The organism is Corynebacterium tuberculostearicum (genome assembly GCF_013408445.1).
GTDB lineage: Bacteria > Actinomycetota > Actinomycetes > Mycobacteriales > Mycobacteriaceae > Corynebacterium > Corynebacterium tuberculostearicum.
Genome location: NZ_JACBZL010000001.1, coordinates 1059531 through 1074345, shown reverse-complemented (window position 1 = coordinate 1074345; position 14815 = coordinate 1059531). Strand labels below are relative to the sequence as shown.

Here is a 14815-nt window from a genome sequence, read left to right as displayed (position 1 = left end):
CTATTCGTCAGCGAAGAAGTCTGCTAGGTCAGCTTCGATATCATTGCGATCTGTGTGTTCGTTGTTGGATGGGCGCGGCTCATTACCCGTTGAATCGAGAACTTCCTCGATGTTGACTTGTTCAGCGAAGGCAACCGAAGGAAGAGCAACGAGTCCCTGGTCGTAGGCCTTGTAAGCATCAGCAACGAGCCTTTCAGAGGCACGAGGCAACTTTGAAATCCTGGCAGCGTGGTCGTAGTTGGCTTTCCAACCAAATTGAGAGGCAAGCCGCTTAGTGGAGTAGCTTTTGAGTTCTTCTTTAGCCTCCTCCGAAATGACTCCGGCAGCGCAGAGTTGGATTGCTGCCACAGTGGGGGAGACCTGGAAGCGCTGAACGACGTCCGATAAGAGCTCCTCCTGGGACGAAGTCTGGGACAGAGTACGGAGTGCCTCCACAGGGCAGAGCACGCACCGTGCGAAAGTGTTCGCGCGGGTTTCGGAAGGATGCGTTGAATCGCAGAGCAGGGAAGCCCCGTCTTCTGTGATGTCGCCGGCCATGATGTGGCCAATCTCGTGCGCCACGGTGAACCTTTGTCGGTACGGATTACTGCTCGTTCCAATCCCCACTGTCAAAGCACCTGAGGTGGGATCGCGAAGAGTCAAGGCATCCAAGCCGCTTGGCAATTCGAGGACAATGAAGTCTGCGTCGACCAGCCTGATTAGACCATTGATGTCATCGATCGGCTCGGTACCTAGCAGGTGTTCGTCTCGAAAGCGGGTAGCTAGGTCAATGCCTTGCTGTGATGCGCTTTTCGATTTAGGCATTGAGGCCGTCCAAGTTCACACGCAGTTGAAGGAAAGGCAACAGCTGCTGTGCCGCAGTATCCACGCCAACGCCGTCCCCGCGGGCGGCAACGCGTACACGTTGAGAGAGCGGCGTGGCGTCCATAAGCTCAGCCGCATCGATACCCAAAGCCCACGCGAGAGCCATGATGTGGTGAAGAGTTGGCGTGGCTGGGCCCGTCTCCAGGCGGGCAAGAGTCGGCTGGGACAGAATGCCACCGGTCATGGCAGCAAGTTCTCGCTGGTTCAGATCGCGCAGTTGGCGCTGCGTACGGACGCGATCGCCAAAGTCAGTAGGTATGTTCATGGTTGCACTCCTTGTCAGCTTCGATTAAACGCGTGAATCAAGATTTAGTCAATGTGATTCAAGAGTTCGTGGCTCCTGGGGGAGGAACCTGTAAAGTGGGATCGACTAAAGCTGAATCCGTCCGTAAATCTTCCCAAACGCCGCACTCACATGAGTTTACGGAATCCGTTCCTGCTCAATGCGAAGCTGGCCTGCGGTGAAGAGTTGGCGGTAAGGTCTGCTCTTCGAGGGTGAGGTAGCTAAGTGTGCCGGAGCCGGCACCGAGGCCAGGTCCTAAAGGCGTATTTAATGTTGTGGTTACCGAGGCTGATCGGGTGAAGAAGGTTGTGGACATGGTGGAAAAGACTTCGGTTGAGGATGTGCAGTCGGACTTGGTGGCCACGGGGCGTTACTCTGTGGATCCTGCGATTTTTGATGTTCTTCGCCGCATTGAGTTAGGCGCGCGTGGGGAGCTGCAGTTTGCTGGCGCCATCAATCTTCTCTTCTACGAGGGGTACTCTGTCCACGTCGCGGTCCATGATGGCATCCGCCCTGAACTAGGCAATCCCGCCGGCTTCATTCCCGTCAGGGAAATTCGACCTCCGATACCCAGGCGTAGGGACCTGCTCTTATTACGGATTAGAGGTTCTCCTAGAGAGGTGTCGGGGTAGGCAAGGGTAAGGAACGTGAGGCGAAGAGGTTTAAATTATATTTCGCCTATCGGATTGCTTGTTCTCCGCCTACTAAACGGTTTAGTTTTCCTGTACGGAAATGACTAAAAGTGATGTGGGGCTGCTAAATAGTATTTAGACGACGGATTCCTTAATCCTGGGTAAAGAGAGCGGTCCTCTGAATTCATACTGCAGTTTTACCTCAGAGGCGAGCATTGCCTCTACTTATTGGTGGAGACTACTTTTCAGGTGGAGCGAAAATGGTCTTATGGCGCTGTCCGAGCATCGCAGGGGTTGTCGAGGCAGTAGGAAAGCGTAAAGGCGTGCCCGCTCGATAGGTGGGGTCTAATCTTGCTGTTTCTGAGCTAAACATTTGGAGGAAATCCCCTCTAATCCCTCTATTTGGGTGGCTTCCATCTCACTGATTTCTTGTTCACGAAACACATTACAAAAAGACGGAATTTTTAGGAACCCAACAAACTTGTAGTGGTGGGCCAGCCTTTAACCATCGCTCTAGGTATCAGCGCATCTTTCTAAGATTAGGCTAACCAGCAAAATTCCAAAATATAAGAGGAAGAGGTGGAACCCCGAGACTGGTGTCCACCTGGCCTGTGTGTATTACATGCTCCCAGTGTTTTGGCAAAAGTGACCTAGCGTACGCACGACCACTTTTCCCACTGGATAGCACTTATGTCTCGGAGCCATTCCCTAGTATACAGTTTGGGACGACTTGTTTATCAATCGCTCGATGTAGAATTTGTCAACAGGACCTGACCCCTGTTTGGTGGACACCTGATATCCAGCCCAGTCGGGCTGGAAGAAAGGTAATCTACCACCATGTCCAGGTACTCCGAACAGTTCAAACGCGATGCCGTGGCCCTCTACGAAAACAATGAGGACCTCTCACTGAACTCAGCATCAGCAGAGCTCGGTATCAACCGTGCCTCGCTGCATTCTTGGATCAAGAAGTACGGCACCGGCAAACGTGCCCGCACAAAAAGCATGCGCGACAAGGTCCAAGCAGCGAATGATTCCGAACGGATCCGCCAGTTAGAAAAAGAGAACGCAAAGCTGCGCGAAGAACGTGACATCCTGCGCAAGGCCGCGAAATATTTTGCCGAAGAGACTCACTGGTGATCCGCTTCCAGTTTGTCTATGACCACCGAACCGAATTCTCGGTTAAGCGGATGTGCCAGGTGTTAAAGCTCAATCGCTCCTCGTTCTACAAATGGGTGCAAACCCGCGAAGAACGCAGGTTAAAGACGTGTTCGGATGCTCTTATTGGTGCAAGAATCAAGACCATCTTCGATGATGAATACGGGCTTTATGGTGCTAAACGCATCGCTGCAAGCCTTAAAGCCGATACGAGCTTTGGCCCGATAAATCACAAGAAAGTCGCACGAATCATGAAATCCATGGGACTTAAAGGCTTTACCAAACGCCGCCGATGCGTCACTACCAGGCGTAAGCCTGGTCACCGCGTCATGCCAGATCTAGTAGGCCGCAGATTCACAGCTGACAGGCCAAACCACGTCTATGTAGGCGACATTACGTACCTGCCGTGTAAGGGCGGCAAGAACATGTACCTGGCCACGGTCATCGACGTCTACTCGCGCAAACTTGTCGGACATGCACTCGCCGATCACATGCGGGTATCACTGGTTATCGAAGCTTTGTCCCATGCCAGGAAAGTCCGCGGAAGCCTTAAAGGGGCAATTTTCCATTCTGATCACGGCAGCGTGTACACCTCACAAGCCTTTAGGAACTATTGCTCGTCGTTGGGTGTGCGCCAGTCTATGGGAGCGGTAGGAACGAGTGCTGATAACGCCCTAGCAGAATCGTTTAACGCCACGCTCAAGCGGGAAATCTTGCGTGACAGGAAAGTCTTTGACAATCCGATCTCCTGCCGCCAAGAAGTCTTCCGGTGGTGCATGCGCTACAACACACGCCGACGGCACTCCTGGTGCAATCTTTCAGCTCCTGACGTCTTTGAAGCCGAGAATTCAGCTACACTGACTAGAGCAGCATAGCTAACCCCCGACGTGTCCACTTTCCGGGGGTCAGGCCCACATCCCACAAAAATGGGGATATCTGATCATTAACTGAGTTCTTCTCGTTTCCACTAATAGACCGTACAGCTTGGATTTTTTCGGTCTTTAAGCCTGTAATGCTACTGATAGTAGCTGCACTCATTCCAGGGTGAAAGATGAGGCTGAGCTGCAGGAAAGTTGCTTGAGAATCGTTAACGGTGCGGATTTTAGCGGAATCGATTATCTGCTTAGCTCGCTGACAGAGACTTTCATAATGGCTGTCTTGACCTTGATTTTCAGTCTCTCTTCTGTATATCGCGCGGAGCAGAACGAGTACGCCGAACGCATCTAGTTGGTCAATACCGGTCTGTCGAGAGTCTAAGATTGCTGATAGCTCGTCGTCGCTAGGGCCTTCTTTCATATGACTTAAACAATCAATCAAATTAAGTGAACTTACACTGAGGGTATTCTCTGCTTTGGGGAGCATCAAGATCTGAATGATTTCATTTCGCAACAGGTGTTTGCTCTCACGCCGCTGCAAGTAATCTACTCGCTCGTCATTGAGCAACTGCTGAAAACTGACGGTTAGCTCGGCTATCTTTAGACTTCCAGGAACACTGGGGCTACCTGAATAAAAATGAAGGCTCAATTGAACCAGCTTCGTTATCATTTGGCAAAGCGATGCTAGGAGGGATTGTTGTTGGCTGTCTGAACCGTCGCTTTTAAAATCATTTAAACGATCTAAAACATAATCGATAGACTGCAACGATACTCGCAGTAGCGCGGATAGAACGTAATTGGTAAGTTGACCTCTCGTAATTCCCTCTTGTCCAAGGATTCCCTGGAGTTCTAAAAGTAATGCTTTATCTTGGAGGTACAAATGTGCCCCTTCAAGGTCCTCGTTTGGAAAAACTATTTTAGTCCGTCGGGAGATGGCCACACTTACTTCAAGCTTCGCTTTTGATATTGCGGAAATCCAAGGTAAAGGGAAAACCTCCGTCTTCGCAGAATTCAGATCCAAGTTGAACTCGTGAATTGTTTCCTGAAGGTGGTCCAATATCGTCTGCGCAACGGACTCAGTGCGGGCGAAGATGAAATAGTCATCAACATACCGTCTAATCTCAAAGTCCTTTTCATATTCTGGTGCATTCTCCCGTTCCCTCAGCGTGCTTAGCAAACGGGAATCTGCACATTGCAATATCACTTCTGCAAAAATTCTTGAAACTTCGGGCCCGACCACGATGCCGTTAGTTTCTCTATCATTTACGGACTGCATAATTTGATCGAATTCATCACCGAAGTTATGCATATTTCGGAGTTTAGAAGTTGGACCTGACCCCTGTTTGGTGGACACCTGATATCCAGCCCAGTCGGGCTGGAAGAAAGGTAATCTACCACCATGTCCAGGTACTCCGAACAGTTCAAACGCGATGCCGTGGCCCTCTACGAAAACAATGAGGACCTCTCACTGAACTCAGCATCAGCAGAGCTCGGTATCAACCGTGCCTCGCTGCATTCTTGGATCAAGAAGTACGGCACCGGCAAACGTGCCCGCACAAAAAGCATGCGCGACAAGGTCCAAGCAGCGAATGATTCCGAACGGATCCGCCAGTTAGAAAAAGAGAACGCAAAGCTGCGCGAAGAACGTGACATCCTGCGCAAGGCCGCGAAATATTTTGCCGAAGAGACTCACTGGTGATCCGCTTCCAGTTTGTCTATGACCACCGAACCGAATTCTCGGTTAAGCGGATGTGCCAGGTGTTAAAGCTCAATCGCTCCTCGTTCTACAAATGGGTGCAAACCCGCGAAGAACGCAGGTTAAAGACGTGTTCGGATGCTCTTATTGGTGCAAGAATCAAGACCATCTTCGATGATGAATACGGGCTTTATGGTGCTAAACGCATCGCTGCAAGCCTTAAAGCCGATACGAGCTTTGGCCCGATAAATCACAAGAAAGTCGCACGAATCATGAAATCCATGGGACTTAAAGGCTTTACCAAACGCCGCCGATGCGTCACTACCAGGCGTAAGCCTGGTCACCGCGTCATGCCAGATCTAGTAGGCCGCAGATTCACAGCTGACAGGCCAAACCACGTCTATGTAGGCGACATTACGTACCTGCCGTGTAAGGGCGGCAAGAACATGTACCTGGCCACGGTCATCGACGTCTACTCGCGCAAACTTGTCGGACATGCACTCGCCGATCACATGCGGGTATCACTGGTTATCGAAGCTTTGTCCCATGCCAGGAAAGTCCGCGGAAGCCTTAAAGGGGCAATTTTCCATTCTGATCACGGCAGCGTGTACACCTCACAAGCCTTTAGGAACTATTGCTCGTCGTTGGGTGTGCGCCAGTCTATGGGAGCGGTAGGAACGAGTGCTGATAACGCCCTAGCAGAATCGTTTAACGCCACGCTCAAGCGGGAAATCTTGCGTGACAGGAAAGTCTTTGACAATCCGATCTCCTGCCGCCAAGAAGTCTTCCGGTGGTGCATGCGCTACAACACACGCCGACGGCACTCCTGGTGCAATCTTTCAGCTCCTGACGTCTTTGAAGCCGAGAATTCAGCTACACTGACTAGAGCAGCATAGCTAACCCCCGACGTGTCCACTTTCCGGGGGTCAGGCCCGTTTGCTCTTTACTCTTTGCTCGCCCATTTACAACCCAGGACATGGAATGGGTATAGATGCTGTCGAAACACCTAGTAATGTCGGTTCGGGCTAGAACGTTGTAACGCTTACTTAGGCTTAAATACTCTTCGGACCCTATAAATCTACTTATATTATTAAATTGTTTATAAGTAAAATATGAAGGAAAGTGGCTGGATTCTAGGTTGAATTGCTCGACGGACCATTTGTCTTTTTCTTCCCTGCTTTTGAATACGGAGTCCTTTATAACCACTGATTGGGTTCTCTGGCTTGGAGAGCGCAAGGAAAATCTACTGTGTAGGCAGTAGTAAAGGATTGAATCTGCGTAATCGTCAATGAACATAGCCATCTTGATCATGGACGCCGGATGAATTACCGAGAGCATTCTTTGCTTGCCAGTTTCAGTTTCGATCCGGAAATTGAATGGTTTAGAATTTATTTTTTCTCTTTTTTTAGAAAAGTAGTCTTTGCCTTCTAGCTTCTCCCTACCTGTCACCCGCTTGACTGCTTCACTACCGGCTTCGTTTAAGCTTCCTGAGCCTTCGAGAAGCTGTTCAAGCAGGACCTTTTCCCCTTCATTTAGCGCCTTCACGACAATAATATTTTCGATCCACTCGAACTCTATCTGTTTAAGAAAACGGAAAAGTCCGGCCGTGGAAAAGGCGAGTGGAACTTCATAAGGTAAAACATCGCTAATGATTGCGCGGAGAGGGCTGTTCTTGATTCTTGATTTCCGCTTCCTGCCATTGCGTTTTTTGCTAGTCATTTAACTTTTTCCTTCCAGCATTTAGAAATCTCCTTTACTTCCCCCGGCTTAAGGATTTGAAATTTTTTTGACTCGAAGCCCTCAATAAAGGAGATATTGTCTAACCTTTGTCGTTGTTTTGTGCTTGTAAAGAAGCTTTGGACAAGTTCGCTATTTTCGGACAGGAGATATTCGAGATAGCTATCGAGTGTTTGAATCTGATCTGTTGAAGTAATCGCTGAATTGGAGAAGTAGATTCCTACGGACACTGTCCCCTGTGAGCTGGGGATTTTTGTATTTCCAGCCAAAAACCTTAATCGTTTGAGGAGGAGAGCATTGCTAGACTTGATAGCATCTAGCGATTTTTGGCGGTCATTATTTTTTTGCGCTTTGCGAGTGCTCCGTCTCCAAGACTTGAAGCTTAGCCGAATGCGTTCTTTAATTCGTGTCAATCGCTCAGGGGTAAGTTTTACGACTATGGGCGGGGTTTCTGAGTTCCGGATTAGGTATGAATAGCCAAGATAATTGAATTGCCAGTTTTGTTCGTCTGAATTGTTGGTGCAGACGTCGATCCTGTCAGTCTTTTTCTTGTTAATAGTAAGGCCTAATCGGCCGAGATCTCGAATAATTTGTTTTTCCATTTGTACGGCGAGCTTTAATGCATCTTTCCCGTCGGGGTCGACGATAATGATGATGTCATCTACGTAGCGGCAATAGAACGCCACTCCTGGGTGCTCTGACCACCGCGTATCGAAATCATGCATGTATTGGGGTTGCCCGCAAATCGTGGACACGTAGTGGGGCTACCTAGTGCTTAGGCAGCTATTTCTTTTCTACTGGTGGTTAGACCAATGTGGTTTTCGAAGTCGACGGGGCTGACCATCCCTAGTGCAGAGTGCCGGCGCCGACGGTTGTAAACGACTTCCATCCAGTAGGCAACGGCCTTGCGCGCAGCATCGCGGGTAGGCCAACGCTTACGGTCGTAGAACTCGGTTTTAAGCGTCGACCAGAACGACTCAGCCATCGCGTTATCAAAGCACACACCAGTACGCCCCACAGACTGAGCAATGCCCAGGTTATGGCAGACTTCCCAGAGCTTCTCGCTGGTAAATTGCGTTCCGCGGTCAGCGTGGAACACCAGCCCATTAGGAACGTCACCGCGCAGTGTATGTGCCATCCGCAGGGCCCGTTCGACCAGGCATGTATCTTGAACGCTATCCATTGCCCATCCCAGCACCCTGCGGGAATGGCCGTCGCGGACCGCACACAAGTACAACCATCCCTCGCTGGTGCGTAGGTAGGTAATATCCGACATCCACACTCGGTTGAGCTCACCAGTATCAAACATGCGCTTGACCAGGTCAGGAAGAGCTGACTTACGCTTGGATTGAATCGTTGTCACCGGGACAAAGGCACGCGGTGAAATCCCTTCAATGCCCATCATGCGCATCCGCTTAGCCACAGTCTTGCGATTCAGGGTGATCTGGTAGCGCTCGGTAAGTTCTGCGGTGATCCGCGGAGCACCATAAACCTCATCGGAGTCTTTCCAAATCTGATGAATCTTTCGGTCAACGCCATCGTAAAATGCAGCACGATCATTTTCGCCAGATAGTCGCTTCTGCTGCGTATCAGCCCATTTGTAGTATCCAGACCGAGACACTTTTAATAGCCGTGCCATGCGTTTGATGCTGTAGTTTGCCTTCTCCTGCTGCATCAATTCGAACTTTTCTGCTCGCGTTGCTTCGCGGCGAAGAAGGCTGTCGCTTTTGACAAGAACTCATTATCCATCTTGGCTTCCGCCAACTCACGGCGCAGACGAGCATTCTCAGCACGAAGATCAGCCTCACTCATCCCATCCGAGGCCCCTCGGCGTTCACGCTCGAGTTTGACCCACCGGCCTAAAAGCCCGGCGGAGACGCCAATCTCCTTAGCCACATGAGCGATCGGGCGCTCTGACTCGATTACAAGGTTCGCGGCTTCACGCCGGTACTCCGGCGTGTACTTCTTGCGCTGTTGACTCACAATGAACATCCTCTCCTACGGACACAAGATCCGCACAAATAGGGTGTCCACTAAACGAGGGTAACCTCAGTATGCTTCGGCCAAGGCTGAACTGAAGTTTACTCCTTGAGGGACACCGACTTTCTTGGTGCCGTGGGTATTTACTTTTCTGTACTCCTTAAGTAGGAGCGCGACCAGATCTTGGGTGGTTGCAGAAAGACTTGACTCGCGCGATATTTTTTCCTCTAGCTTCATATGTGGGATTGATTCAAAAAATTTAGTGATGTCCAAGCGAAGAACAGAGTAGTTTGGGACCCGTTCTAGAGCCGTTTTAAGCGCGCGAACCGTCGACATTCTGTCGAGTTGCTTCCCTCCTTTAAGTCGCCTCAGATCCGCAATTACCTCTTGGGCCAACAAGCGGGTATAAAAGTCGTTAGGAATTTGATATGTCTGTCGTCGCCCCACTGTTGGGCCGAGTGAAAGGTTCCAAGAAAAACAGCCATTTCCAAGCTCATGATTTAATCGGGACCGGACTTCGTCGGACAAGCGGATTGTGTTGTTTTGAATGTCTCTATGCGTGCCAAGTCTTTGGTTCTTAATGGCTTCGATCTGCTTTTTTGTCGCAGATTCATTAGAGCGCGGATCATTTTGATGCTTTTCTAATTGGGATCGGTAATTGGATTCCCGTCGTTGCAGTGTTGCGGCTTGTTCAAGGAGCTTTGCCAGCTGCCGGTCAAGCTTTCTCAAATCATTCTTGCCTCGTGCTGCCAGGATGCACCGCGTTCTAAGGGAGCTTTTGGAAAAGGGAGTCAAGTTGGATTGCAAAGGTGTTTCCTTCGGGGCTATTTCGAGTAAGGGGCTTTCTTATAATGGCTAGGTGCTCGCTACTTTTCTGGCGTGTCTTAGAATCCTTCTAGGGGTAATTTTTGAAGGTCTTCCGCGTTCCAATTTGATCGAGAAACGGTTTTGGGGATATGCGGAAGATCCCTGCAAAGTAATTCTATAAGTTACTAGTGGTTGAGGACGGCCACCCGACGCGCTAGTTAGAGAATTTAAATGTTGCATTTGATGGGGTCCCGCGTCAATGAGGTTAATGGATATTATAATCGCGGGGTTGTGCGGACCATACACCGGAATTCGTTAAAGAGGTCAAGGCTTCTTGAAACGATAGGCTAATTTGCAAGCTTACTCGGGGATTGTACAAACGTTGGTTTAAAGTTTATATACGTCCTATTCCTTTACTGAAAGGTTGAACGCCATGGCCAAGAAGAACTCGATTGAGTCTGCCGCAATTTCGTTTAACCCTGAGGATGATGGCTCTTTTTCTTGCGAGCTGCGTTCCAATCTTGGCCGGTTTGTACGTGTTGCGCGGCGTGGTGATGTGCAGGCGCCTGAGGTAGAGGGTGATGCCGAGCTGACTGGCTCGCCGGCAATTGTTGATGCGCTGTGGCTTGCAGCGGTGGGGCAGAAAGAGTCGGATGACTTGGAGGCCCAACTTCCTGCAGCCGTGGCTGCGGTCCAGGAAGACTTCAATTTCACCAACGAGTTTATTAGCCCGGCTGATCAAAGGGATTTTGCGGCAAAAGCGGTAAAGCGTGCGGTCAAGCGCCACGAAGGAGAGGTCCAAGAGCTTAGGGAGCAAGCCATTGCTTCGGCAAAGTTGGCTACCACTTTGGCTGAGCTTATGGACACGCTTAGTGACGCCACCGAGGAAGGCTGGTGCTCCCGCTGCCTGACCAAGTCCACTCACAGGAAATCCAAGACTAAATCCCTGTACGTGTGCGAGAACTGCGGCTCGGCGACGTCCCATTGCACCGTCCCTCAGTGCGATAACTTCGCCGCCGCCGGCCTTGGTCTGGTGGCTTTGCCGACCGTGTGTGCAGAACACCTTCACCAGGTTCCAGACTTTGAGCGCCTCGACCATCGCATTGCTGACCTCACCCAGTGGCGCGAGCTCCGTGAATTCAAGGCAGCCAATGTTGGTCGTGCCGCCAAGCTGGCGGCCGCCGGCGTCGCAACTCTAGCCCTGGGCGCTACCGGTGGATTGCTGGCAGCTCCCATGGTCGGTGGTGCGGTAGGTACTACGTTCCTAGGCTTTTCTGGCGCAGTAGCACAAAACGCGGGCCTGGCAGCGCTCGGCTTCGGCTCCCTGGCTTCAGGTGGTTTAGGTATGGCCGGTGGCAGCATGGTTGTTGCTGCTGCCGGTGGACTGCTTGGCTCTGCCTACGGAGTAAAGGCGCTTAATTCCTATATTGGCGAGGATGACTCCTTTGATATTCAGTGCGTCCGCAAGGGGAGCGGTACGCCCGTTCTCATCGCACGTGGTTTTACCACTGAGAAGAAGCTCGATTGGCGTACCGAAGTTAAGGCGGTCGAAGCTGCCTACCCTGATTCTCCGATTTACCTGGTGACATGGGGAAGCAAGGAAATGCTGGAGCTTGCCGGTTTCCTAGCTCCGGGAGCTGGTTTCGCCGGCGGAGCCGTGCTGAAGGGAATGGTCAAACATGCCGGAAAGAAGTTGGCCAAGAAGGCAACGCCTGCAGGCTTTGCTCTAGGCGCCCTGGACTTGGTCAAGAACCCGTGGACAGTTGCGGTTAACCGTGCAAATAAGACAGCCATGACGCTCGCGGCAATTATTCAGCGCTCCAACCTAGAATCCGTGGTGCTCGTAGGCCATAGTTTGGGTGGCCGTGTCATGCTCAACCTTGCTACTGCGCTAGCAGGCGCTGCCGGAACTGAGAATGAGGTCCGCGTTGAGGCCGTGCATCTTCTAGGTGCGGCCATTGGTCAAGATAAGACGTGGGATTCTGTTGGGGAAGCCCTTTCTGGGGTTGTTCACAACTACCACTCCCAGAATGACAGGGTTCTCGGGTATCTATATCCTGCAGCGATGGGCGGCAGAAAGCCGATTGGTTTCGAGGGCCTGGACGCCTCGTTCGCGGTCAATCATGACGTGAGCGATGCGGTTAAATCGCATTCTGCTTACTACGAGAACGTACAGCTAGCTCGCGCCGTTCAAGACTAGGCGGCGGGCCGCTGCCTAATCTGCTACCGGCAAGAAAGGTGCCATTCCGATGCTCCACTCTAGGTGCAGTGTAGTGGCGGAGATGAGGCTGTCGGCACGGCGGGCTTCTAGTGCGTCGTTGCCTCCGATAAGGACGGAGGCAACGAGCAGGAAGGGAATACCCATTGCGGCGGTGACGGCGATGTAGAGCGTTAGTTGGGTGAGGATGGCGGGGCGGGGGAGAGGACGTCGGCAAGTTGGCGGCGGGCAACGTCGCGGAAGAATAGCTCTTCGCCTACGCCGTTGATCACCAGCGTGGTTAGGGTAATGGGCGCGCTGCCGTGGCGCATACTATCTAGGAGGTTGCTAACCAGTCCGGCTAGGAGTGGTATGTGGCGTACGTCGATCCCGCCGAAGGTAAGCAGAACTATGAGAACGACCTCCGATGCGATGCTGTAGGCCAGCTCATGTGGCCAAGCACCAGTCCGTCGGTCGCGTTGTTTTCCATTTGGTCGGCATTACCACTCTTCTCGGGAGGGAGATTGCTTCTGCGGGTTGGTGCAGTTAAGTCGTGAACGGAGAAACCCTAATTGTTAAAAGCGCCGATTATATAAATTGGGCGTTCTGGCCCGCGCCCCTATTGATAAATATCCGCGTTTTTATCAATAGGGGTGCATTAGTGGAGTTTTCTCGGGCTACGGATTGGCCTGTAGGTGGGCTAAGTCCTTGACTATTTCTCTTTCGCCAGTGTGCTCCACCAATTGCTAAAACAGATACATGAGAAGAGTGTTCGAGCACGTATCTAGGCGAGGTAAGCCAAGGAAGAATTCATTCGCCGAGTACGAGCAATATTTTCCATTGAAAGGCCTTGGAGCCCATTGTGAGGCCGTCGCCCATACCGTTAACGAGATTGCTTGCTCTCCTAGGCTCCTTACAACAGAAGAGGCAGATTCTCTTGATATTGAATTTGAGCCGAAGATTCGTGGCGCCCAGAAATGGAAAATAGCCCGTCTAGCTGATGATCTGTCTGCGGCTTCGCTGCAAACCGCAGGTGGAATCTTGCATTCTCTTGGTCTGCTCCTGAAATCTGATATTCGCTACCCGCTTACGCCATCAATTCTTGCAAGGTCGGCTTTGGAGAACTCAGCATTGGTGATGTATTTGAATGAGGACGCAGATCCATGGATCAGGACTGTACGTGCAATTAATGTTGTTGTTAACGGCTACGAAAACTCGGGTGGGAGGAATAATGCGTCACCCTACAGTGAAGCGACAGCAGATCACATAAAGATGAAGCAGGCATTCGCTTCTCAGGGGTATGGGAAATCGCAGAAACTCTTGAACTACACAGATTTGGTAGCGGAATATTTCGACGGCTTCCAGGGCGGAGAAATGTACAGCCGGTTCAATCGGTCCGTGCATCATAATGTGGTGAGACAAATTGAGCTCGCATTAGCTCAAGACAGAGATGAGCGTCAGAATGCAGTTGAAACCTTTGAAATTGCTATTCGGGCTGCAATTGCGGTCGGTGCAGCGGCATTTAGCCTTCAAGAGTTTAGACACTGCAGCGGTATCGATGTCGACCCGATCCATGCCTTAAGAGATGTCTTTGAGGACTGGAATTCTTATCTCGATCGCCTGGGTAAACAGGGATTTGTTGACTAGCTCCGTCAGCTCGCATGTAACTCGTCATGATGCTCCTATAGAGCTGCTATTGACTCTAAAGAGGTTGGTAGGGCATAATCTTTAGCAGGAGCAGCCCTACATCATGTACAGCTGCTCGACCCTCACCGAGGCTACCGGCAGGTGAGGGTCATTTTATTGTGAATTCCGGTTCGGCTTCGGGAATCATTGCTTCGGAGTTACCTTTAGAATTTCACAATGCTCTTCCAAGTATTTTTGGTAAAGAGATGTGCTTTGCCCTCCGTGGGTAAAAGTGCGCCTGTATGTAAAAGCGACGAGGTCCGGTATCCAAAGGCAAGTTTCATCGGCAGGGCTAACCCATGCCAAACTGATCCCAGAGTGCAGTAACTTTTTCTTGCGCATGCGCTTGAGGGTATTTCTGTCTTTATCGTTATCTGACTGAGCGTGGCGTGCTTCGAAAATTATGCCTTTCAGAGAAGGCTCATTCTTGGTGAGTGCAGTAATGAGCAGTTCAAGGCAATCTTGACGAGCATGCTCAATATCCTGATTTCGTTGCAGTGGTCGAAGGCAGGCTATATATTGCAAATCCTCAAAGTCATCGCATAACTTGAGCATTTCTTCGACTTTCTTCCGGCCATCACAACTGCGCATCGATTCGGTCGTATGCCAATAGTTCGACTGCGCAGTCTCCCTGAGGAGGATCCGGGTGTTACTAAGGTGTTCGAATTTGATGGCCGTGCCGACCAAGATATAGAAAGATTCTGAAAAGTCTTCCTCCGGTGCAACGTAGCTTTCGTCGATGAAGGCAATGATGTCATCAGGTTTCGAGCGTTGGAAAATACGTAATAGGGAAGGGTGAATCCGGTCTGGCAAAGGCCTCTCCAAATGAAAGATTGAATTATATGTTCGAATACTACCTAAGCATATGTATCAGGGCCAGACAATGTTGAGAGCTAATTTGTG

Annotated in this window: 14 protein-coding genes; 5 read left to right on the top strand and 9 right to left on the bottom strand. The window is 50.8% G+C overall.

Annotated elements, in window-relative coordinates; translation table 11 throughout:
- Both BJ985_RS05080 and BJ985_RS05075 read right to left on the bottom strand, forming a co-directional pair.
- Positions 1–804 carry an ImmA/IrrE family metallo-endopeptidase gene (locus BJ985_RS05080; RefSeq protein WP_179386799.1) on the bottom strand — a complete coding sequence of 268 codons (804 nt, stop codon included), beginning with the start codon at positions 802–804 and terminating at the stop codon, positions 1–3.
- Complete coding sequence (locus tag BJ985_RS05075) at positions 797–1129, bottom strand: helix-turn-helix domain-containing protein (protein WP_179386798.1); 333 nt, start codon at positions 1127–1129, stop codon at positions 797–799. The genes BJ985_RS05080 and BJ985_RS05075 overlap by 8 nt, the downstream gene beginning before the upstream one ends.
- A 293-nt stretch (positions 1130–1422) precedes the next feature.
- Here BJ985_RS05075 and BJ985_RS05070 point away from each other — a divergent pair, with 293 nt between their 5' ends.
- Positions 1423–1779, top strand: a complete 357-nt coding sequence (locus BJ985_RS05070; protein WP_179386797.1) for a hypothetical protein — start codon at positions 1423–1425, stop codon at positions 1777–1779.
- 837 nt (positions 1780–2616) lie between these two features.
- A protein-coding gene (locus BJ985_RS05065; protein ID WP_100067808.1) for an IS3 family transposase occupies positions 2617–3809 on the top strand; the annotation gives its coding sequence in 2 pieces (ribosomal slippage) (positions 2617–2896 and positions 2896–3809; 1194 coding nt in all).
- Here the strand turns inward: BJ985_RS05065 and BJ985_RS05060 are convergent.
- On the bottom strand, positions 3796–5118 hold the full coding sequence (locus BJ985_RS05060) for an RNA-directed DNA polymerase (RefSeq protein ID WP_179386796.1): 1323 nt from the start codon (positions 5116–5118) through the stop codon (positions 3796–3798). The genes BJ985_RS05065 and BJ985_RS05060 overlap by 14 nt on opposite strands.
- A gap of 90 nt (positions 5119–5208) precedes the next feature.
- Here BJ985_RS05060 and BJ985_RS05055 point away from each other — a divergent pair.
- Positions 5209–6401, top strand: a protein-coding gene (locus BJ985_RS05055; RefSeq protein WP_100067808.1) for an IS3 family transposase whose coding sequence is annotated in 2 segments (ribosomal slippage) — positions 5209–5488 and positions 5488–6401 — 1194 coding nt in all. Because the reading frame shifts where the segments join, the coding sequence is not laid out codon by codon here.
- On the opposite strand, the gene BJ985_RS05050 is transcribed toward BJ985_RS05055, so the two are convergent.
- The 4 genes from BJ985_RS05050 to BJ985_RS05035 all read right to left on the bottom strand — a co-directional run bounded on the left by BJ985_RS05050 (position 6388) and on the right by BJ985_RS05035 (position 9951).
- Positions 6388–7224 carry an RNA-dependent RNA polymerase family protein gene (locus BJ985_RS05050; protein WP_179386795.1) on the bottom strand — a complete coding sequence of 279 codons (837 nt, stop codon included), beginning with the start codon at positions 7222–7224 and terminating at the stop codon, positions 6388–6390. The genes BJ985_RS05055 and BJ985_RS05050 overlap by 14 nt on opposite strands.
- Positions 7221–7997 carry a reverse transcriptase domain-containing protein gene (locus tag BJ985_RS05045; RefSeq protein ID WP_179386794.1) on the bottom strand — a complete coding sequence of 259 codons (777 nt, stop codon included), beginning with the start codon at positions 7995–7997 and terminating at the stop codon, positions 7221–7223. Before BJ985_RS05045 ends, BJ985_RS05050 begins: the two co-directional genes overlap by 4 nt.
- Before the next feature lie 20 nt (positions 7998–8017).
- Positions 8018–9234, bottom strand: a protein-coding gene (locus tag BJ985_RS05040; RefSeq protein ID WP_101679514.1) for an IS3 family transposase whose coding sequence is annotated in 2 segments (ribosomal slippage) — positions 8018–8973 and positions 8973–9234 — 1218 coding nt in all. Because the reading frame shifts where the segments join, the coding sequence is not laid out codon by codon here.
- Positions 9235–9291: 57 nt separating this feature from the next.
- Positions 9292–9951: an RNA-dependent RNA polymerase family protein gene (locus tag BJ985_RS05035; protein ID WP_179386793.1), complete on the bottom strand. Its 660-nt coding sequence runs from the start codon at positions 9949–9951 to the stop codon at positions 9292–9294.
- Positions 9952–10462: 511 nt separating this feature from the next.
- Here BJ985_RS05035 and BJ985_RS05030 point away from each other — a divergent pair.
- Positions 10463–12229 carry a DUF726 domain-containing protein gene (locus BJ985_RS05030; RefSeq protein WP_179386792.1) on the top strand — a complete coding sequence of 589 codons (1767 nt, stop codon included), beginning with the start codon at positions 10463–10465 and terminating at the stop codon, positions 12227–12229.
- A gap of 191 nt (positions 12230–12420) precedes the next feature.
- Here BJ985_RS05030 and BJ985_RS05025 read toward each other — a convergent pair whose 3' ends face one another.
- Positions 12421–12558 (bottom strand): CPBP family intramembrane glutamic endopeptidase, encoded by a 138-nt coding sequence (locus BJ985_RS05025; RefSeq protein ID WP_179386791.1) that lies wholly within the window; start codon positions 12556–12558, stop codon positions 12421–12423.
- A gap of 436 nt (positions 12559–12994) precedes the next feature.
- Here BJ985_RS05025 and BJ985_RS05020 point away from each other — a divergent pair, with 436 nt between their 5' ends.
- Positions 12995–13873: a hypothetical protein gene (locus tag BJ985_RS05020; RefSeq protein WP_179386790.1), complete on the top strand. Its 879-nt coding sequence runs from the start codon at positions 12995–12997 to the stop codon at positions 13871–13873.
- A gap of 183 nt (positions 13874–14056) precedes the next feature.
- Here BJ985_RS05020 and BJ985_RS05015 read toward each other — a convergent pair whose 3' ends face one another.
- Entirely contained in the window at positions 14057–14725 is a 669-nt protein-coding gene (locus BJ985_RS05015) for a hypothetical protein (RefSeq protein WP_150850208.1), read from the bottom strand.
- Positions 14726–14815 lie beyond the last annotated feature (90 nt).

Excerpts from the sequence above, each read along its gene's own strand:
- BJ985_RS05080 (WP_179386799.1), bottom strand. The coding sequence starts at position 804 with ATGCCTAAATCGAAAAGCGCATCACAGCAAGGCATTGACCTAGCTACC.
- BJ985_RS05025 (WP_179386791.1), bottom strand. The coding sequence starts at position 12,558 with ATGCGCCACGGCAGCGCGCCCATTACCCTAACCACGCTGGTGATCAAC.
- BJ985_RS05050 (WP_179386795.1), bottom strand. The coding sequence starts at position 7,224 with ATGACTAGCAAAAAACGCAATGGCAGGAAGCGGAAATCAAGAATCAAG.
- BJ985_RS05060 (WP_179386796.1), bottom strand. The coding sequence starts at position 5,118 with ATGCATAACTTCGGTGATGAATTCGATCAAATTATGCAGTCCGTAAAT.
- BJ985_RS05075 (WP_179386798.1), bottom strand. The coding sequence starts at position 1,129 with ATGAACATACCTACTGACTTTGGCGATCGCGTCCGTACGCAGCGCCAA.
- BJ985_RS05030 (WP_179386792.1), top strand. The coding sequence starts at position 10,463 with ATGGCCAAGAAGAACTCGATTGAGTCTGCCGCAATTTCGTTTAACCCT.